Origin of the sequence: Desulfomonile tiedjei, assembly GCA_016212925.1 — a bacterium.
Classification (GTDB): Bacteria; Desulfobacterota; Desulfomonilia; order Desulfomonilales; family Desulfomonilaceae; genus JACRDF01.
In genome coordinates, this window is sequence record JACRDF010000030.1 from 1 (window position 1) to 19,776 (window position 19,776).

The following is a 19,776-nucleotide window of genomic DNA, read 5'->3' on the forward strand; positions in this document are numbered from 1 at the left end:
AAGAAGAGTTCAAAAAGGAACTCGAACAGTACATCTACTACTACAACAACCTAAGACCGCATCAAGCCCTAGGGGGGAAAACTCCCCTAGAATTCCTCGAGTCTTGTCCACGAATTACTTGACACGTACAGCAATGACACAGAACTGACAATCGCCCCGTGTAACTGAGGGATTACAGGCTGAGACAAGTAATCCCCATCGATCCGGCTTTTGCTATTCCGCCAGTTCTCAGGTAGTATGCTTCCTTGTCTGACACAGTCGTTGAGCGAGGCACCGGACGCTTGAATCCCATCATAACCTTAACCACGGACTTCGGCACGCAAGACGGCTTTGTCGCTCAAATGAAGGGCGTCATACTGGGAATCAATCCGAACGCCCGATTGATAGACGTAACCCACGACATTGAGCCGTTCCAAGTACTGCACGCTGCTCTCGTGACTAAGGGTGTGAGCCGTTACTTCCCGGCAGGCACCATCCATGTGGCTGTGGTCGATCCGGGAGTCGGCGGTACACGCCGCGGCATGGTGCTGCGCTGTGGTGAACTTTATTTTGTCGGTCCGGACAATGGGGTCTTTTCTCTGATTCTTTCATCTGTTTCTCAATGGGAAGCCAGAGAAATCGCCAACCCGGAATTCATCCTCCCCCGGCCACATCCGACCTTTCATGGCAGAGATCTCTTCGCTCCAGTTGCTGCTCATCTTTCCAGGGGAATAAGCGTCGACATCTTGGGAGATCCAATTACGGATCCGGTCATACTGCCCATTGCCAAGCCCGCTCGTACCACTGAAGGATTGGAGGGCCAGGTTATCTACGTGGACCGGTTTGGCAATCTCACAACCAATGTCGAAGAGGAGATGCTTGACAGACCGATCAGCTCGGTGATGGTGGGAGATGCTATCATCAAAGGCATCAGCCGCTTCTTTTCTGAGGTCCGAGAAGGAGCCCCTTTGGCCCTCATCAACAGTTTCGGAGTTCTCGAGATAGCTGTGAATCGTGGAAATGCAGCATCTTTCCTTGGTCTCGACATCGGTAGCCGAGTAAGAGTAGCATGGGACTGAACCGCTGAAGAGCCGCGGCCTTTTTTGTCACTCCTTGTCAACCATCAACTACAACTGGTTGCAAAACCTCGAAAACACGTGCACCGGTTTCCGGGCTTGGTAGGGGCGGTTCGGGAACTGCCCGAAATCTGGGCGCTTCTCGAAGCGCCCCTTCTGTAACTCTGCCGCCCAGCAAGGTTTTGCAACCACTTGTAGTGTCCTGTCCGGCAAATAACTTACATTACCGCGCATCTGAGCCCCTCTCAGCAGTTCCAGCTAGGTGAGGGGGGCCGGCTTTGTCATTGCGAGCGAAGCGCAGCAATCTCACTTAAATGCAAAACAAACACTGGAGATTGCTTCGTCGCTTTGCTCCTCGCAATGCCAGTCTTCTCCGCGTAAGTGAATGGATACGCGACTCACGAAATCGTTCTTGCATTTTGCTGGAAACTGATCATACTCAGATAGTTTCCTAGGTGTAAGAAGCGAGACCATCCATGCCCCGTGACAAAACCCAACCACAAAAAACCTCAGCCGACAGTTCCGTTGCCCATCGAATTGTTGCCGCGGCCAGACGACATTTTTTTGCCTACGGTTTCCGCAGCGTGACCATGGACGACTTGGCTGAAGAACTCGGAATGAGCAAAAAAACCCTTTATGCCCATTTTCCGAGCAAAGCTGCGCTCGTGGAGGCGGTATTTCTCGACAAGTTCCACGAAGTTGAAGCGGACTTGGAGCGGATCACATCCCAGTGCTCATCCGATTTTCTTGCCGGAATGCGTCAACTACTCGCGTGCATGCAGCGGCATTTGGAAGAAATTCGCCCGCCCTGGGTGCGTGATGTCCTACGGGACGCGCCACAGATTTTCGAGATGGCGCAGGTCCGACGCAGGGCCATGATCCACCGCCATTTCGGCAAGCTCGTCGGCGAAGGGCGTAGCGCAGGGTTCCTCCGGAAAGACATCCCGGCCAACTTGATCATAGAGATCCTGCTTGCCGCAGTACAAGGAATCATAAATCCGGAAAAGCTGGCCGAACTAAGCATCACGCCGAAGGTCGGCTTTTCCACAATCATAACGGTGATTTTTGAAGGCGTGATCACCGAGACAGGGCGGTCCAAACTATGAGCGGCTCCCACGCACCGCATCGAAGAGCATTTTTCTGCATTGTCTGCGTCCTCGCGGCTCTGTCAATCCTGGCGAGTTGCAGTAGTCAAGACCCCAACCGAGTGCAGGGTTATGTGGAGGGAGAATTCGTTTACGTTGCGTCGCCGCTTCCGGGTGCGCTGGAATCCCTCTATGTGCAGCGAGGGGCGCAGGTGAAGGAAGCCGATCCGCTTTTCGCTTTGGACAGCACAGCAGAAACAGCAGTGCGGAATGAAGCTGAACGTAAACTCGCGCAGGGCCGCGCGAACCTGGAAGACGCGAAGAAAGGCCGACGCCCCTCGGAAATCGAATCCCTGGACGCGCAACTCAAGCAGGCGAGGGCTGCATTAGAGTTTTCGGAACTGGAGTTTCAGCGGCAAGAAAAACTGGTTCGATCCGACTCGGTTGCGATGCAGGCTTTTGACCGGGCTCGTTCCGCGCGAGACCAGGATCGCCAGCGGGTAGCTCAGCTCCAGGCCGACTTGCAGACCGCGCGGCTCGGTTCTCGTAGCGACCAAATTGAAGCCGCGGAGGCCAATGTGCGGGCACTGGAAGCGATGTTGGTCAGGGCGGAATGGGAACTCTCGCAAAAGCGCCAGTTAGCGCCTCAAGCGGGATTGGTTTTTGATACGCTTTACCGGCAAGGCGAATGGGTTGCCGCGGGGCGCCCGGTGGTTGTGCTCCTGCCACCGCCGAACATCAAGGTGCGAGCGTTTGTTCCCGAGACACGAATTTCTACGATTCATCCCGGCGACCCCGTACGAGTGACCGTGGACGGCTTGCCCGAGCCGCTTAGCGGAACAGTGAGTTACATTTCCCCGCGCGCGGAATTTACGCCGCCGGTCATTTATAGCCAGGAGAGCCGCTCCAAGCTGGTCTTTATGGTTGAGGCGGTCTTCGATCCCAAAACTGCAGTCAAATTGCATCCGGGCCAACCTGTGGATGTGCAATTCGGTTCATGAAACATGGCTGACGATCTGGCTATTGATGTGCATGGCATGACGAAGCGTTTCGGCGATCTTACGGCCGTAAACCATATTGACCTCCAGGTCCACAAAGGTGAGATCTGCGGCTTTCTCGGTCCCAACGGCAGCGGAAAAACAACGTTTATCCGCATGCTCTGCGGACTGCTTCGCGCGGATGCGGGCCATGGGACATGCCTCGGCCATGACGTGATAAAGGAGAGCGAGGTCATCAAGCGCCAGATCGGGTACATGACTCAGCGATTCAGCTTCTATGAGGACCTGAGTATCGCCGAAAACCTGGATTTTGTCGCGCGTATGTATGCCGTGAAGAATCGCCGCGAAGCTGTTTCTGAGAGCATCGAGCGACTCGGTCTAGCGGAAAGGAAGGACCAGCTCGCGGGTGAGCTTTCCGGTGGATGGAAACAGCGCCTTGCTCTGGCTGCATGCATGATTCATAATCCCAAGCTGCTTCTACTCGATGAGCCTACAGCGGGCGTGGACCCGAAGGCCCGTCGCGATTTCTGGGAGCAGATTCACGAACTCGCAGGCCAAGGGCTGACGTTCCTAATCGCCACTCACTATATGGACGAGGCCGAGCGCTGCCACAGGTTGGCCTTTATCGTCAACGGCAACCTGCTTACCCAGGGCACGGTTGCAGAGGTTGTCGATCGGGCCGGCCTGACGACCTGGTCGGTCAGCGGTCGGAATTTGCTTGCACTCGCGGACAAGCTTCGCGATCGCCCCGGGGTGGAGCAGGCTGTGGCTTTCGGGAACGTGCTTCACGTAAGCGGTGATGACGCAGCCGCACTGGAGAAGGCCATCGCGCCGTTTCGCACCGAGCAATATGACTGGCGTCAGATCGATGCGGGGCTGGAAGACGCATTCATTCACCTGATGGGCAGACCAAAGGACGGGTCTCCGGAATGAGATGGCACTACGAATTCTCGCCGGCTCGATTGTGGGCGATGGTCCTGAAGGAATTCGTCCAAATGCGTCGCGACCGCTTGACCTTCGGGATGATGATCGGCATCCCTCTGATGCAGCTTGTGCTCTTTGGTTATGCCATCAATGCCGACCCGAAGCACTTGCCGACCGCCGTAATCCTGGCAGACAACGGCCCGCAGGGCCGCACCTTGCTCTATGCCATTCAGAACAGCGGTTACTTTAATTTGGTAAGGCACATAAAGACGGAATCCGAGGCGCACGACGCTCTCGCCCGCGGGGAGGTCCAGTTTGTAATAAACATCCCTGAGAATTTCACCCGTGATCTTCTTCGAGGCGGCAGGCCCGCGATTCTCGTCGAAGCGGATGCCACCGATCCGGGCACGACAAGCAATGCTCTCGGCTCTCTCAACGTATTATTGACCACTGCGCTGCAAAACGATCTCAAAGGTCCATTGGCCTTTCTCCCGGCAGCGGACGGCCCGATAGACCTGCGAGTCCACGCTCTTTACAATCCTGAAACCGTCACGCAGTACAACATTGTGCCTGGCCTGATGGGCGTTGTCCTGACAATGACCATGGTCCTGATCACTGCTCTGGCGATTACACGGGAGCGTGAGAGCGGCACGATGGAAAACCTGCTCTCCATGCCCACGCGTCCGCTCGAAGTGCTGGTCGGCAAGATAATTCCTTACGTCCTCGTTGGCTACATCCAGGTTGGGTTAATCCTTGTGGCTGCTCATTTTCTTTTCAGAGTGCCGATGGTGGGCAGCCTGGCCTTGCTATTTGTGGTATCCCTGGTTTTCATTGTGGCAAACCTGGCCATCGGCGTTACCTTTTCCACTGTGGCCGAAAACCAGCGCCAGGCAATCCAGATGGGATTCTTTTTCTTCCTACCGAATATACTGCTCTCAGGGTTTGCGTTTTCTTTCCGCGGTATGCCTGATTGGGCGCAGTGGATCGGCGAGCTTCTACCTCTCACTCATTTTCTGCGCATCGTTCGAGGCATCCTGCTCAAAGGCAACGGCATCGAAGATGTCGTCTGGCAGCTTTGGCAGATCGCCCTCTTTACTGTCGTCGCCCTAGCAATCGGCGTGAAACGCTACCGCAAAACGCTGGATTAGAAACAGCTTCAAAACATGCAAGTTCTTGGAAGAGCATCCGGGGAGGCGACCTGTGACAGAGCATGAGAGGAAACGACTTGAAGGATAGATCCGGAAAAACCAGAGATGAATTGCGCCCTGAATACACGTTCGACTATTCCAAAGCTGTCCGAGGGAAGTATTGCCAGCGTCTGATGGAGGAAGGGGCTAACGTCATCGTCCTCGATCCGGACATCGCCGCAGCCTTCCATGATTCAGCTTCAGTGAACGAGGCGTTGAGGTCGCTGCTGGACTTGACTCGCTCCACCCAGCGCCTAACTAAACGCTCTGGCCGGCAAGGCAAAAGCCGCCCACCTGATAATTCCGAGGATGCCGTACTTGATTCTTAGTGTTGATCTCCGGCGTCACAAACGCGGGCGGGAGCCCAGGACCAAAGAAATCGGTATGCTGTCCCTCCGATGAGCTGAACTTTGCGAGCCTTCTTCTCACAATTCGTCCAAGATGCGCTCGATACTTCGTTTGAGGCTCGGCAGGTTTTGTTTGACCACTTCAAACACAAGCCGCATGTTGGCGCCGAAATAGTCATGAATCAGCTTGTCTCGCATCCCAGAAACCTGCTTCCAAAGCACTGCCGGATGGGCTTCTTTCAATTCTGCCGAAAGGTTCTTGGTAGCTTCTCCCATGATTTCGAGATTTCGAACCACGGCGTCCTGGGTTTTCGTGTCGGAAAAGAAGACCTCTTCGCCTTCCGCTGTGTAAGCCAAAATGCGCTGAATTGCGTCAAGAATGTGCAAAAGATATACACGGTCGTCTTTCACAGAGGTCTCGCCTCCGAGTAGATTCTGTCCCGCAGATGGGGGCTGATTCCGCCTTCGGAAAGGACATGGACCTTGCATCCGAATAGTTCTTCAAGATCCTGCCACAGGGCGACCAAGTCAAGTAGGGTGCTGCCCTGCTTCATATCTACCAGCAAGTCTATGTCGCTGGAAGCCGAAGCGTCTCCTCGAGCCGCGGAGCCAAACACCCGCACGTTGATGGCTCCATGCTTGTCAGCCAATTCCAGGATCTCGTCTCTTTTTTCGTGAAGAAGTCGGCTAACGTTCATGACTTTTCCCGACGAGGCGCTCGCCCACGGAATTGCTGCTCGCTGTATTCATTATAAATGATGGGCGTCAAGACTCTTCATCCTGGGGGACCCCGTGAATGCGAATACGGCCAGGCTCGACTATCCAGAGGCGTCCCTGGGGTGATCGGGTCTTTAGCGCAGTGGCTACCTGGCTGATCAGCTCCCTCATTCCAGCCAGGGAAGGAGACGGATGTCTTAAAACAATGATTCCTGGATACTCGTTCGGGCGATATTCCAGGATCTGGGCAAACCCGAGATCTACGGTAATCAGACACAAGCCCAGGTCTTTGCACGTCTGGGCTAAGACAGGATCTTTCTCTCCTTGTAAGCCTTCCTCAGCCACAGTTGAAACGTGATGCCCGGCTTCTTCCAGAGGTGTCCGCCATCGCTGATCCGCGTTTTCGTCAAGCTTGAAGCGCATGATTATGGCTCACGTCGATGGACACAACCCTCTCTCGAGCGGTCTCGGCAGCATAGGCCAAGCAGGCCCGGATGTCTTCGGTGGTGAGAACAGGGTATGAAGCCAAAATGTCCTCGATGCTGTCTCCGTTTGCCAAGTAGTCGAGGATGAGCCACACCATGATGCGCGTGCCTTTCACGCACGGTTGACCATGGCACACGTTGGGATCGACGCTTATCCTATCCAGGAGGGGAGACATGTTGAACCTCCGGTCTCGAGCTACACTCTTGTGACTTTCATGTCGGTTGATAGTTCCTCTAGGCCTTGCGGACCAGCCATAGAGACGGTTGATGGGTGCACGTGGACACCCTTCAGGTGCCCGTCCGGTTTGTCATCAATTCCAAAATGCTAACACGATAGTCCACCCTTCTTTTGCCTGCAATCAAAAAAAGTTCGTCAGGGCGTTGTGTTCTTGTCAACTAATAGTGTATAAGGTGGCCATTCTTCGTTTATCATTTGCTGGGATACAACCATGAGAGGGTTATGGATTAGAGGCTGCGCTCTGAGTGCATTCATCTTCGGGGTTTTCTCGCTCTTTGCAATCACCGACGTTATAGCCAAAGACCGGCCGGCCAAGTCTGATGCGCTGTCCGCAAGGCCGTGGATCATGGTCACCATGTCCGCAGCGCCGTACGCGGGAAGCGGCGGACGGGCTTATTCAACGATCAAAGAGATCAGCGGCAATCCCAACGGCAGAATAGTTCATTTCAGCCGGGTGACGTACGAGCTTATCGCGGAAACCAGACCCGCGTTCATAATCCTCGGCCCTCAAGGGACCCCGTGGTGCAGATACACCGGCGAGACGGGCATTGCGCTCCAGAATTTCCTCTGGACATTGCCTCTGTTGGCTGAACAACTCAACATCCCGATACTAGGGATCTGTGGAGGGCATCAGGCGCTTGCTCTGGCCTTTGGCGGGAAGGTGGGTCCTGTGCGAGCGGATGAAGACGACTGCATGCCCTATACACGAGATCGCCAGGGAGGGGTGGTTCCGCTCACGGCCACTGCCGACGATCCGATTTTGCAGGGCACCGACGGGAGGCTTCGGATACTGGAGAGCCATTTCGACGAAGTGAAAGTGCTTCCGCCGGGGTTCGTGCTGCTGGCTTCGGAGAAGGTGAGCCGTAATCAGATCATTCGCCACCCTACAAGGCCTGTTTATGGCATTCAAGGCCATCCCGAGTCCTCTCAGGGCAGCCAGCAGGCAGGAGGCATCCTTATTCGTAATTTTCTCGCCATCGCTCGCGTCCACAATGAAACCCTCAAGAATTCCGGCCTGGAGCAGCCGACCAACCTATTGTCCCAGCAACGCGCTGATGCGACATGGTGAGGTTGCTCGCTTTAGCATCGGTCGCCTGAGACCCTATTGCAAGTCCCCCGACCTTGACATTCGCTGCTGCTGAATGTTATTTTGGGGGATGGTAAAGGCGGTGTAGCTCAGCAGGTTAGAGCATGCGGCTCATATCCGCAGTGTCCGGGGTTCAAGTCCCTGCACCGCCACCAGATAACCCTGCTAAATTGTTTTCCACTATGTGGATCGCCAACCCCCAAAAATGTGAGGGGTTAAGCGACAAACTTCTAGTTTACTCTATTAATTTTCTCAAATTCACGGTATAAAGTGACGCTATACATTCGCTTTGCCGTTCTCTCTCCTTTTGCCCCCGTTCTCTGAGGCGGGGGTAAGCCATGGAACCTGATTCAACAGAGTGCGAGGATCTTCCGTGAATTCCTCGTATACCGCGACCACCACACCTTAGATGCAGGCATCTTGTTTTTCTCGCCTGCAAAACCACATCAGGAGGGTCTCTATGAACGAGAAGAAAGTCAGTGCCAAAAAGAAACCAGACAAGGTCGCTTCCGAGAAGGGTTTCAGCCGCCGGAAATTTATCGCAGCCGCAGCAGCCGGGGCGGCGACGATGGGATTCCCCATGATCGCCAAGGCCCAAGGGCCGATTACCATGCGCTGGCAGAGCACCTGGCCGACCAAAGACATTTTCCATGAGTATGCCCTCGACTACGCCAAGAAGGTGAATGACATGACCGGCGGCGACCTCAAGATCGAGGTGCTGCCGGCGGGCGCGGTGGTCCCGGCCTTTGGCCTGTTAGACGCGGTCTCCAAGGGCACGCTTGACGGCGGCCACGGAGTGTTCGTCTATCACTACGGCAAACAGAATGCGCTTGCGCTGTGGGGGTCGAGCCCGGCCTTCGGCATGGATGCCAACATGATGCTTGCTTGGCACAAGTACGGTGGCGGCAAGGAGTTGCTGAAGAAGATATATGATTCCATCGGCGCGAACGTGGTGTCCTTCGCCTACGGACCGATGGCGACCCAGCCGCTTGGCTGGTTCAAAAAACCGATCGCCAAAGTGGATGATCTCAAGGGGCTCAAGTTCCGCACCGTGGGAATTTCGATTGACCTTTTCACCGGTATGGGCGTGGCCGTGAACGCACTGCCCGGTGGCGAGATCGTGCCGGCCATGGACCGCGGCCTGCTGGACGGGGCGGAGTTCAACAACGCCTCCTCCGACCGCCTGCTCGGGTTCCCGGACGTATCGAAGGTCTGCATGCTGCAGAGCTACCACCAGAACGGTGAAGCTTTCGAGATCCTGTTCAACAAGGATAAGTTCAATGCGCTTCCGGACAAAATGAAGGCCATCATCGAGAACGCCGTGGAGGCGGCCTCGGCAGACATGTCATGGAAGTCCGTGGACCGCTACTCCAAGGACTACCAGGAGATGCAAACCAAGGACAAGGTCAAGTTCTACAAGACCCCCGACCCGATCCTGCAAAAGCAGCTCGAGGTCTTCGACCAGGTCGAGGCCAAGAAGTCGGCCGAGAACGCCCTGTTCAAGGAAGTCGTCGAATCGCAGAAAGCGTTTGCCGCGCGCGCTGTGGCCTGGGACATGGACACCAACGTCAACCGGCGCATGGCGTACAACTATTATTTTGGAAAGAAAGCCCCAGAAAAGAAAAGCTGAGGAAATTCGGCGGTATCATCGACCAGCCATCCGGGCTTCGCGCCCGGGTGGCTGATTTCTGATTAGGATCGAATATGCAGAAAATACTGCTCACGGTAGACAAGATCAGCACGTTTGTCGGCAAGACCTTTTCCTGGCTCATCGTGTCGCTCACCTTTCTCATCACCTACGAGATTTTCTCGCGCTACGCGCTCAACAGCCCGCATGCGTATGCCTTCGATGTGATGCTCCAGATGTACGGGACCCTGTTCATGATGTCGGGCGCCTACACGCTTGCGAAGAACAGCCACGTGCGAGGCGATGTCCTCTACGGCTTCTTCCCGCCGCGGCTGCAGGCCGGCCTCGACCTGACGCTCTACATCGTGTTCTTCCTGCCCGGAGTGTGCGCCCTCTGTTGGGCCGGGTATACCTATGCCGGCGAGTCTTGGGCCATTCTGGAGCGATCGAGCATCACCTCGGAAGGCCCGCCGATATATCCGTTCAAGACCGTCATCCCGGTCGCGGGGGCCTTTTTGTTGATGCAGGGCATCGTTGAAATGATCCGCTGCGTCCTCTGCCTGAAGCAGGGCCAGTGGCCATCGCGTGAGGAGGACGTCGAGGAGGTCGATGTCGACAAACTGATGGAAATGGTCCATGTCAAGGACGAGGACATCGCCAAGCTCGATGAGTACGTCGTGGCCAAAAAAGGGGGAGACGCATGAGGAAAGAAGTCTGGTTTGGGCTCTCGATCATGGCCATGACTGTGATTGGGGTGTTTTGGTTGATGCCGCCGCTGTCGCAGATGACCACCGGCCACCTTGGCCTGCTGATGCTGGCCATGATCGTGATCGCTATCATGATGGGCTTTCCCACGGCGTTCACGCTGATGGGCATGGGCACGATGTTTACCTTTTTTTTCTACTACAGCACAGACCCCTCGACGGCAGTGACTCACACGCTCGATCTAATGGTGCAGCGCGCCTACGCGGTCATGAACAACGACGTGCTGATCTCGGTGCCTCTTTTCGTTTTCATGGGCTATCTGGTCGAGCGCGCCAACCTGATCGACCGGCTTTTCAAGAGCCTGCACCTGGCGACCTCGGCCATCCCCGGCTCGCTGGCCGTGGCCACGATCGTGACCTGCGCGATTTTCGCCACCGCCACCGGCATCATCGGTGCGGTGGTGACCCTGATGGGCCTGCTCGCCTTTCCGGCCATGCTCAAGGCGGGTTACAACATCCGGCTGGCGGCAGGTGCGGTGACCGCCGGAGGGACACTCGGCATTCTGATCCCGCCCTCGGTACTTCTGATTCTCTATGGCGCCACGGCCGGCGTCTCGGTGGTGAAGCTCTATGCCGGCGCCTTCTTTCCCGGCATCATGCTGGCGACGCTCTACGTTCTTTGGGTCATTATTAACGCGAAACTCAGGCCGGGCATCGCACCACCGCTGTCAGAGGAAGACCGGCGCATAGACTTGCCTAAATTCGCAGAGATCATCTCCAGGACCCGTAGAAGAGTCATAACAGGGCTGATCGGTGCCATCAAGGGGCCGCGCAACACCGACGTCCCGCTGCGCACCCTGGTCAACCACTTGGTGATTGCCTTGCTGCCGGCGCTGGCAGCAAGCTTGTTCATGGGTTCAATCTATCTGGCCGTGACGGCCCCGGACTACGTGGTGTCTGACGAGTTGCAGGAAATGGGTTTTCAGGCTAGCCAGGAACAGCGCGGTGATCTGGAGGAGCCGGAAGAAGAAGCCGGCGGACTACGGGAACCCCCGGCCGAAAGCAAGACGGAGTCGCCCGCAGCCGGAGAAAAGGCCGTCGAAAAACCGAAGGCGGCTGTCGAGGACCTGCCGGAAAAGCCCAAAGCGGCGGAGGACGCAGCGGGCGAGCGCAAGCCGGTTCCCACGGCCTATTGGGTTACACTTGGGATCGTTGCCGCCGGGCTTGTGATTTTCTATACGATCTTCACTTTCGCCCGGCTCGAGATCTTCAAGATGCTGCTGAGCTCTTTTTTCCCGCTCGCGCTTCTAATTCTAGGAGTGCTGGGTTCCATCGTCGTCGGACTGGCGACGCCGACCGAGGCTGCGGCGATGGGGTCCTTCGGCGGATTTGTCCTGGCGGCCGCCTACCGGCAGCTCACCTTCGGGCGGGTCAAAGAATCGGTCTTCCTCTGTGCCAAGACCAGCGCCATGGTATGCTGGCTCTTTGTCGGCTCGGCCATCTTCGCCGCGGCCTTCGCCCTGCTCGGCGGCCAGGAGATCATCAATGTCTGGGTGAAGTCGCTCAACATGACGCCGGTGCAGTTCATGCTCTTGGCGCAGGTGATCATATTCTTGCTCGGCTGGCCGTTGGAATGGACCGAGATCATCGTCATCTTCATGCCGATCTTCATCCCGCTCCTGCCCTACTTCAACATCGATCCGCTTTTCTTCGGCCTGCTGGTGGCCCTCAACTTGCAGACTGCTTTCCTGTCTCCGCCGGTGGCCATGGCGGCCTTTTACCTGAAGGGCGTGGCCCCGCCGCACGTATCGCTGAACCAAATCTTTGCGGGGATGATGCCCTACATGGCGATCCAGATACTCGCGTTGTTCCTGCTGTATATGTTTCCGCAGATCGGGCTCTGGCTGCCGTCGCTGGTTTACTAGGATGGAAATGTCATGTCTCCAAGAGACATGACATTTTTTTGAGAACATTCAAAAAGTTTTTTGGGTAGAGGGAAATGTGAAACCGAAAGTATTAGTGACGCGTGAGATTTTCGAAGATGTTCTGGAGTATTTGCGTCAGCACTTCGAGGTGACCGAGAACCAGAAGGATACGCCCATGGACGCCGAGGCGCTGGCTAAAAACCTGGCCGACAAGACCGGGGTCATGGCGACTTTGGTGGACCGGGTCGACGAGAGCCTTCTCTCCGGCTGTCCCAAGCTCAAGGCCGTGTGCAACATCGCCGTGGGATTCAACAACATAGACCTGGCGGCGTGCTCCAAGGCCGGGGTCATGGCAACGAACACCCCCGGGGTCCTGGACGACAGCACTGCGGACTTCACCTGGGCCCTGATTCTGTCCACGGCCCGCCGGGTGGTCGAGTCCGACGCGCACCTGCGCGCCGGACAGTGGAAGGGCTGGTATCTCAAGCAGTTCCTGGGCAAGGACGTTCATCACGCCACCCTCGGCATCCTGGGCTTCGGCCGGGTCGGCCGGGGGGTTGCGAGACGGGCGCTCGGTTTCGAAATGACGGTCCTGTACCACGACGCCCAAAAGGCGGACGACGATACGGAGCGGACTTATAACGCCGCCTTCGTTAGCACGGACGAACTCCTGGCCCGGTCCGACATCCTGACCATCCACGTGCCCTACGCCCCGTCGACGCACCACCTGATCAGCGGTCGAGAGCTGGGGAAGATGAAGCAAGGGGCCATTCTCATCCACGCCGCACGCGGTGGAGTGGTGGACGATGCGGCTTTGGTAGAGGCATTACAAAGCGGACGTCTGGCCGGGGCCGGCCTGGACGTTTACGAAAACGAACCGACTCTAAACCCCGCCTTCCTCGCCTTGAAAAATGTGGTCTTGACCCCGCACATCGCTAGCTCTTCCGAAGCCACGCGCCACGCCATGGCGATGTTGGCAGCGCAGAACCTGGTGGCGGCCCTGACCACGGGCAAACCGCCGAATCTTCTAAATCCTTAGAAAAAGGGTGCATCAGAATGTGAGCAGGCGTTGTGCGGTTGTTTAAATGTTAGGGCTAAGAACGCGCTTGTGGGGGGGCATTGATTGACTGTGCGGTGTGATTGTGATCCGGCCGCATGGATGCCCCAAAATATGGGAACGGCGCCTTGCCCCCAGACAAGCGACCGTCACCCCCTTGAAGAAGAAAAAATCGTACAGATAGTTTCCCCCCGAGTGATGATTTGTCACTAAGTTGCAACTACCTCCCGTTTATAGCAGTTCTCGAAAGTAATCACGGATTGACTTGGGGGTTTCCCGGCAACGCGGGACTGGCTTGCCCAGCAGTGCAATTCCGTTCGGAAAGAACTTTTGAGAATCACTCTATGCGTCTGAAAGTAAATGATAATACATTTTTACCTGTTAGGATTACGGGGTTCAAATCCCTGCACCGCCACCACTTAACCTGACTATATCATGAGACTATCCTCTTGCCTTGAGCCCCGAATTGTGTACGCAACTTGCATGCAAATGCATCCTACATTTAGAATTCAAGATAGTTCGGGTCATCCGGGTCGGGACCCAGGGCGATTGCCTTATATTCGAATTCCTTTTTGACAGGGGTCCGGTCTATCACACCTCAACTATTCAAATAGAACGACAACCGCCCAGATCACTTAGTCATCATTCATCTTCAGCGGCTTCTGCCCTTTTTTCACTCAGCCCTTTGATTTTCCAGTTTCGTCCAATCTTTTTCCATGTGATGAAGGCGATGCGATTGCCCGCGAAAGGCTTTCCCGAAGCGTCCCACCAGGTGAAAAAATACTTGATCCTGACCTTCACTTCACCCGACGCTACCGATCCGCCGGCACGCTTTATGGACTCGATGGTGGAATAGCGGTAATCCCATTTCTCGAAGTATTGCTTCCACTCATTTTCGACAAACGGTCTATTTTGGAGCCCATGTTCATAGTAATCGATGGGGAAGTCGTAAAATGCCATCATTTCATCCTGTTCATCAGTCACATAGTGATCGTGATACAGCATGGAGAGTCGTACGATCGACTCCGGCAGATCGTCTAGAAAGTCCTCCCACAGCTTTATTCCAGATTCACGGGGAGACCCCTGGTCGATCCACCACTCGACAAATTCCTTATATACGGCGAGAAACTCGGTCCACGTACCTCCGGCAGACACGTTCTTGATGAAGTCTGGATACAAGTCATCATTAGCAAGATGAAACTCTTCTTTGCCAAAGTCAGGAAATGCTCTGTTGAAGGTCTTGAACCGGTCTTCCGGGACCAACTTGGGTCCTTTCTGTGTCGCCGAGGATGGAGTCCGGGTTGATCTCTTGTCGGTAATAGACTGCACGAAATCATCGCAACGTTGGGGGTCTATAAGCCTCTTACACGTTCTAAGAAACTCTGCCTTCCTGTGCTCCATTTGTGTTTTCTGCTCTGCCGCGGCATTCTCGACATTCCTGATTACGGCCGATGCCTTTTCCAGCCCTTTCCTGCCCCGCTTAACGGTATTTTCCATACGTTCAACTTCTCGTGAGGCTTTCTCAATTTCTTGTTTCAGCTCGGCGTTCCGTCCATTAGCAATGTTCAGCTGTGCGGACATTTCCTTAAACTTTCGTTCCTGTTCACGATCACAGCGTTCCATTAGCATTTGGATACAGCGTCCACCCTCACAGTTGAAGCCTGCCGCCTGACAGGATTTCATAATCTGGTTCAAAAATTTGTCATCGAGCGATGGCCGTTCATAAAGAGATTGACACGTGCATGCAGCCTCGTCTGCCACGCGTGAACAGCCGGCTAAGATCAGTAGTCCCAAAAGCACTAAGACCATGACCCAAAGGAGAGTAAAAGTGTCCAGCCCACTTTGATCTTGGCAGGGAATCATTATGGGGCGCCCCTCATCTCCGGTCATCGGACTGATCCCCCTTCCGGGCTTTTACTACATCTTCGATGAAATCCCTGACGTCCGCATCGGGCAGCCTCCAATTCAATAGGCGCTTGAGCGTGTTCTCCGGTTTTTCACCATATTCTGAAATTAACTCGTTAATACCTTGGTTTTGAGCAAGGGCAGGAGGCAAGCGTCGTAAATCGCTCTCCATGGAATCCCGTACAGTTTCGATGATCGCTTCGTGTGTATGTTTCGCCACTTCGCTCCGTTCGGGAGGCAGAAGCAGGTCGTCTAAAGCCTTTACCATTGCTATTGCTACCCTCCATTTCGACTCCTCGCGGGCCCAACTCAAGACCCTCCTGCAACCTTCGACCGCTTCGCGAGTCTGCCGTTCGATTTCAAATACGGTCGGGTTGACCCTCAGTTCGTCCAATCGCGCTTTGAGTTTGTCCCGCTGAGACAGTTGTCTCTTTTCCAGTTGGAGGCTCTCGTGAAGGCGTTTGTTGGCTTCTTTTGACTCGATAGCTCTTTCTTGGTGTCTCGTCTGCGACTGTTTGATCTCGTTCTTGAGTTGGGAGATATGTCTGACCGGAGGGAAGGATTGCTTAGCCTTCACGACAAGCTTTTGCACGTCCAGTGCAAGCCTCTGGTTATCTTCCGAGAGCTGACGGACCTTCTCTTCGTAGCGGCTTCTTCGCTCCTGCAACCTCGTCTTGTAGGCTAATAGTTTGTTTTCCCATTCATCGAGACCCCTCAGCGCATTAGCGTATTGCTGATCCCGCCACCATTTTTTCCGGTCCCCGTGACTGCATCTGTGGTAAGGTTCGCCTCTAGGGCAAAGATTGTAGCTAGCAAAATCCAGTTGTAAGTTTCTTGCCGCCGTTTTTCTCCGGCTCAGCTCTTTAAACTTTCTGTCCAGAGCGTCGATGTCGTTCGTGATTTGCAGTCTTAATTGTCGTAGATTAGCAGCGCGGGAGTCCAGCTCGCGGGCCCTTGCTGCCAACCGCTGTTGTTCATACTCTAACTGATCCGCACTTATCGTACTGCACAGACAAGTGCAAAAAAACAGGACCATCACAGCCGCGATAACGGTTGACTTATAGGCCATGGCTCTCTCCCCCATAACAGCAATGGGCTTTTTTTGCGATGCGACGCCCCCTTTTTTCAATTACAGCACTATTTTAACGTTTCCGCATCTGTCTCAGCTCATCGAGGGAAGGGATTCGTGTAATCTGCGGCACGTCACTCGGTGTTGGAATATCGGCCACTCCTGGTTCGCGCCCCTCACCGGGATCCATATATAGAGGGGAAGGTTCGGCCACTTTAGGGACCGGCAGCGGCTGCAAAGGCTCAAATGGACTTTTCCCGAAATCTTTAGGCAGATCTAATGATCTACTATTAAAGAGCCCCGTGTTCGAAAGGGGAGGGAGTGGAGTGGGATACGGGAATATAGGCAGCAGCGGCGGCGGGGGTGGTCCTGGTGACGCTCTAAACTGACCCCAAGCACTTATGGGGACATAGATCAATATCGCTGCAACAGATGCAAACAGCACAATTCTATGGCCGCCGTTCATCACAACCCCCCGATTCCGACCATAAGGCCAGACCTCTGATGACGCCCCATCCGGCGGTGTTAAAGCGGATTAGTGAGTAGAAGCCCCTGCAAGAGTCAGTCTACCTTGTTGTGGGGTGGCCGGTCAATAAAAAATCCAGGCTTCTATTGGGAGCGTCACCAGTCCTGAACCTGCCCTATGAGTTCGTCTTTGTCGGGAATTACGGCGACAACCGTTGCGACCCATGAACGACATGGGAGTAGGGCCGATTGAAAGCGACTTGGCGGCAAGCTGGCTGAAACGCCAAAACAGGAGAAATAACCATATGGGATCATTTCTATAATTTCGGCTTTTCCGCGGTTGAAATCGGTGCGCCGCCACCACTTAATTTCTCCATGTCATTCTGATTGAACGGCTGTTGAGCCTGTTCCAGTCTGAGAACGCTCCTTAGCCTTTCGGGGACGAATCGTAATCGGGTCTTCAATCAAGACCGCGTCCTCGTGGAGCGTCCTTAGCCCAATCGGGTAAATCACCAATGAACCATCGGGCTTAATGCACATTCTCAGAAAGTTCTTGTAATCCGTACTGCGCAGGGCCGAAAAAGCCTCATTTTGATTTACCTTCCAAATGTTGAGAGACAGGAAAAACCAAACGCCCAGCAAGGTCGACCCTAGTAGATATCCGGATGCGGGGATGCCCACCAAAAGGCAAGCCCACTTACCCAGGGAACCGTAACTCATGGCGAGCATAGACCAGCCACAAACCACTCCATAAGCCGCAAAAAACTGTATCACCCCGTGGCCTCCGCCCCACAACCACCGAAATGTATTGCCGCGTCTCTCATCACAAAGGTACCTGTAAACCGCGACGTGAGCGGCTCCAATCACGGCCAGCCCCATCCAGGAACGATGCACAAACGGCCCCAGGTTGCCGCACTTGTCGGTTAGATCCAGCATCAGAGCGGCGATTATCACGTAAACCAGCGCAGTGACCACTCCAAACTGAAGATTGAAACCGATAAACGCCGGGATCCATCGTGAAAGCCTTCGCGATTCCATTTCACTAGGAAATTGCGCTTCCAACCGAAAAATGTGTTCAGTCGTTTGATCATCCGCACGGTTTGGCGCAAGCGGGCGGTCCTCCGAACGGTCATCCTCGGGACCACTGGTGCCGCACTTGTCTCGTCCGAGTCGCTTGTAATCAGTCACTTTGCTACACACCGGAAGGTCCTGGTCGTGTTCGAGCTGATTTGTCTTAGCGGATGAGCGTTCGGCAGCTTTACTCATGCGTACGGCTTCCCGGTCTTCTTCGCCGACACGGGCGATTTCGCTTACCAATATTCGCTGCACGAGTTCACAATCGTGTGTAGGATGCAAGAAGGCCCCGCCGCCGCCTGCCACTATTTTGTGCCGATTGGGATTACACTCGTCCACATGGCGTCTATAGTGATGGAGATCGCCGGACAAAGAGAGATACAGGTTGGCCGGTTTCGTGCCAAGCACCTTGGGACCAAGTAAGAAACTCAAATTGTTGTAAAGTTGCCTTTTCTTTTCCTCGTCTTGGTACATGTTCGCGTAAATCCAATAGGGCTCAGCAGTGCAAACGATGAGGTTATTCTGTTCATCATCCCTCATTTTGCGTGCAGCATACTGAAAGAACTGAACCTGCGGCCAGTCGATGTCCGCTTCAAGCTGGGTGTCAACGCCCCATAACCACCAGTTGCACGGCAGCTTCAGCGCGAAATAGCTGCGACACTGCTTGGTGCGCCAAATGCTGATGTCACGGCCCTGCTGAAACTGTCGCATGAAGCTGACAAGGCCGTCGTACCAATCATGATTCCCGGGAATTGCATAAAGATCTGCCTGGTCAGGTTTGGGTTCGTTTGAAGTCCGTGGCGGGTCCTGCATCGCGCAAAACGGATTGACCAGCTTCTCCTTGTACGCTTGCTTGCTCGCACAGGGGTAAACTTCATCCCCGCCCAGGATGAGAAACTTCCCCCGATTGGTTGGGTAAGTCTGGTTGTTGCGTTGGAAGGCGATGGACGGTTTTCCCACCAGGTAGGCCATCCGACTCGTCGAGTCCCAGCCGTCGCCCGTATCAGCCATGTAATCGAACCAGAACCCCTCTTTTTCATCTTCCGGAGCCTTATATTCGATTATTTCACGTCTACCGGTAGCGGCCTCCATCCATCTCACGTCCGAGCGTGTCCCCAGGGCGGTTGAGATAATGATGTTGATCCCGGTCTGCATGAGGCGCCCCGGATCGTACCACCCCACCATAGGGGCCTGCGGCAGTCCTTTGTCGCGAGCCTCCCGGCAAAGCCTCTGCCATGTCCGGTAATCCTCGGAACCTTCTGTTGCCATGCTTCACCCCCATGCTCAAGTCAGGATTAATAGAGTTATTGCAGTTTCCGGAACCGGTTCAATTCGAAATCGATCGGTAACTAACACGATCATTTCTCCGATCAGGGTCCCACGGTTTGGAGTTTAGCGGCCTGGAGGTTGAGGTTCCTTTTTTTGGACGCGCCCGCCATTCTGAGGAAGGTTCCTTCCCCATGAATTGGATCTATGATATTCGCGTTGCGCCCAGGATTCAAGCGCTTTTCACCGGTGTTGACCGCACCGCTGTCTATGGCGGAAGCCCTTATATTAATGCCCGTTCTAAGAACGGACATTAGCAATGGCCGGCAGGGACCCCGGATCGCTGTCCGGGGCAGGCTCTGGCCCTACCATAATGTGGCGGCGGTCCCGCGGGACGCGCGATGCCCGCCATGTTTACTTGTACGAAAGCGCATTGGTAGTGCGCCAGGCGCAGCTTGGCATCTCTTGCAGGGTGCGAGTCCCTGTCGGGTAAGGCCCAACCAGCCACCCGTATCGAGTGTTGCGGATACTAGGAGGATGCAATTTAGGGCAAACGAACGA

Annotated in this window: 20 protein-coding genes and 1 tRNA gene; 13 read left to right on the forward strand and 8 right to left on the reverse strand. The window is 54.9% G+C overall.

Annotated elements, in window-relative coordinates; all coding sequences use genetic code 11:
- The 7 genes from HY913_12855 to HY913_12885 form a co-directional block, all read left to right on the forward strand.
- A partial coding sequence (locus HY913_12855; GenBank protein ID MBI4964162.1) for a transposase occupies positions 1–122 on the forward strand: 122 nt, incomplete at its 5' end.
- A 123-nt stretch (positions 123–245) separates the two neighbouring features.
- Positions 246–1,058 (forward strand): SAM-dependent chlorinase/fluorinase, encoded by an 813-nt coding sequence (locus HY913_12860; protein ID MBI4964163.1) that lies wholly within the window; start codon positions 246–248, stop codon positions 1,056–1,058.
- A gap of 473 nt (positions 1,059–1,531) precedes the next feature.
- Positions 1,532–2,161 (forward strand): TetR/AcrR family transcriptional regulator, encoded by a 630-nt coding sequence (locus HY913_12865; protein MBI4964164.1) that lies wholly within the window; start codon positions 1,532–1,534, stop codon positions 2,159–2,161.
- Complete coding sequence (locus tag HY913_12870) at positions 2,158–3,141, forward strand: HlyD family efflux transporter periplasmic adaptor subunit (GenBank protein ID MBI4964165.1); 984 nt, start codon at positions 2,158–2,160, stop codon at positions 3,139–3,141. The genes HY913_12865 and HY913_12870 overlap by 4 nt, the downstream gene beginning before the upstream one ends.
- 3 nt (positions 3,142–3,144) lie before the next feature.
- Complete coding sequence (locus HY913_12875; GenBank protein ID MBI4964166.1) at positions 3,145–4,071, forward strand: ABC transporter ATP-binding protein; 927 nt, start codon at positions 3,145–3,147, stop codon at positions 4,069–4,071.
- Positions 4,068–5,210: an ABC transporter permease gene (locus HY913_12880; protein MBI4964167.1), complete on the forward strand. Its 1,143-nt coding sequence runs from the start codon at positions 4,068–4,070 to the stop codon at positions 5,208–5,210. Before HY913_12875 ends, HY913_12880 begins: the two co-directional genes overlap by 4 nt.
- Before the next feature lie 62 nt (positions 5,211–5,272).
- A complete protein-coding gene (locus tag HY913_12885) occupies positions 5,273–5,578 on the forward strand; it encodes a hypothetical protein (GenBank protein MBI4964168.1) in 306 nt (101 codons plus the stop codon).
- Between the two features lie 96 nt (positions 5,579–5,674).
- Here the strand turns inward: HY913_12885 and HY913_12890 are convergent, their stop codons facing one another.
- The 4 genes from HY913_12890 to HY913_12905 form a co-directional block, all read right to left on the reverse strand.
- Complete coding sequence (locus HY913_12890) at positions 5,675–6,007, reverse strand: DUF86 domain-containing protein (protein ID MBI4964169.1); 333 nt, start codon at positions 6,005–6,007, stop codon at positions 5,675–5,677.
- The gene (locus HY913_12895; protein ID MBI4964170.1) at positions 6,004–6,294 is read right to left on the reverse strand and encodes a nucleotidyltransferase family protein; all 291 of its coding nucleotides are present in this window, start codon (positions 6,292–6,294) and stop codon (positions 6,004–6,006) included. The genes HY913_12890 and HY913_12895 overlap by 4 nt, the downstream gene beginning before the upstream one ends.
- Before the next feature lie 67 nt (positions 6,295–6,361).
- On the reverse strand, positions 6,362–6,736 hold the full coding sequence (locus HY913_12900) for a DUF5615 family PIN-like protein (GenBank protein MBI4964171.1): 375 nt from the start codon (positions 6,734–6,736) through the stop codon (positions 6,362–6,364).
- On the reverse strand, positions 6,720–6,974 hold the full coding sequence (locus HY913_12905; protein ID MBI4964172.1) for a DUF433 domain-containing protein: 255 nt from the start codon (positions 6,972–6,974) through the stop codon (positions 6,720–6,722). Before HY913_12905 ends, HY913_12900 begins: the two co-directional genes overlap by 17 nt.
- A gap of 273 nt (positions 6,975–7,247) precedes the next feature.
- On the opposite strand from HY913_12905, the gene HY913_12910 reads away from it, so the two are divergent.
- The 6 genes from HY913_12910 (at position 7,248) to HY913_12935 (ending at position 13,418) form a co-directional block, all read left to right on the forward strand.
- On the forward strand, positions 7,248–8,105 hold the full coding sequence (locus HY913_12910; GenBank protein ID MBI4964173.1) for a gamma-glutamyl-gamma-aminobutyrate hydrolase family protein: 858 nt from the start codon (positions 7,248–7,250) through the stop codon (positions 8,103–8,105).
- A 96-nt stretch (positions 8,106–8,201) separates the two neighbouring features.
- Positions 8,202–8,278, forward strand: a tRNA-Met gene (locus HY913_12915).
- Between the two features lie 305 nt (positions 8,279–8,583).
- Positions 8,584–9,753, forward strand: a complete 1,170-nt coding sequence (locus HY913_12920) for a TRAP transporter substrate-binding protein (GenBank protein MBI4964174.1) — start codon at positions 8,584–8,586, stop codon at positions 9,751–9,753.
- A gap of 74 nt (positions 9,754–9,827) precedes the next feature.
- Positions 9,828–10,454, forward strand: a complete 627-nt coding sequence (locus tag HY913_12925; protein MBI4964175.1) for a TRAP transporter small permease subunit — start codon at positions 9,828–9,830, stop codon at positions 10,452–10,454.
- Positions 10,451–12,379, forward strand: a complete 1,929-nt coding sequence (locus tag HY913_12930; protein MBI4964176.1) for a TRAP transporter large permease subunit — start codon at positions 10,451–10,453, stop codon at positions 12,377–12,379. Before HY913_12925 ends, HY913_12930 begins: the two co-directional genes overlap by 4 nt.
- A 76-nt stretch (positions 12,380–12,455) precedes the next feature.
- Positions 12,456–13,418, forward strand: a complete 963-nt coding sequence (locus HY913_12935) for a D-glycerate dehydrogenase (protein ID MBI4964177.1) — start codon at positions 12,456–12,458, stop codon at positions 13,416–13,418.
- Between the two features lie 660 nt (positions 13,419–14,078).
- Here HY913_12935 and HY913_12940 read toward each other — a convergent pair.
- The 4 genes from HY913_12940 to HY913_12955 all read right to left on the reverse strand — a co-directional run bounded on the left by HY913_12940 (position 14,079) and on the right by HY913_12955 (position 19,529).
- Positions 14,079–14,933, reverse strand: a complete 855-nt coding sequence (locus HY913_12940) for a hypothetical protein (GenBank protein ID MBI4964178.1) — start codon at positions 14,931–14,933, stop codon at positions 14,079–14,081.
- A gap of 379 nt (positions 14,934–15,312) precedes the next feature.
- The gene (locus HY913_12945; GenBank protein MBI4964179.1) at positions 15,313–16,410 is read right to left on the reverse strand and encodes a hypothetical protein; all 1,098 of its coding nucleotides are present in this window, start codon (positions 16,408–16,410) and stop codon (positions 15,313–15,315) included.
- Positions 16,411–17,253: 843 nt separating this feature from the next.
- Positions 17,254–19,218, reverse strand: coding sequence for a hypothetical protein (locus tag HY913_12950; protein MBI4964180.1), 1,965 nt, complete (start codon positions 19,216–19,218; stop codon positions 17,254–17,256).
- Between the two features lie 101 nt (positions 19,219–19,319).
- Positions 19,320–19,529 (reverse strand): hypothetical protein, encoded by a 210-nt coding sequence (locus tag HY913_12955; protein ID MBI4964181.1) that lies wholly within the window; start codon positions 19,527–19,529, stop codon positions 19,320–19,322.
- Positions 19,530–19,776: the final 247 nt, after the last annotated feature.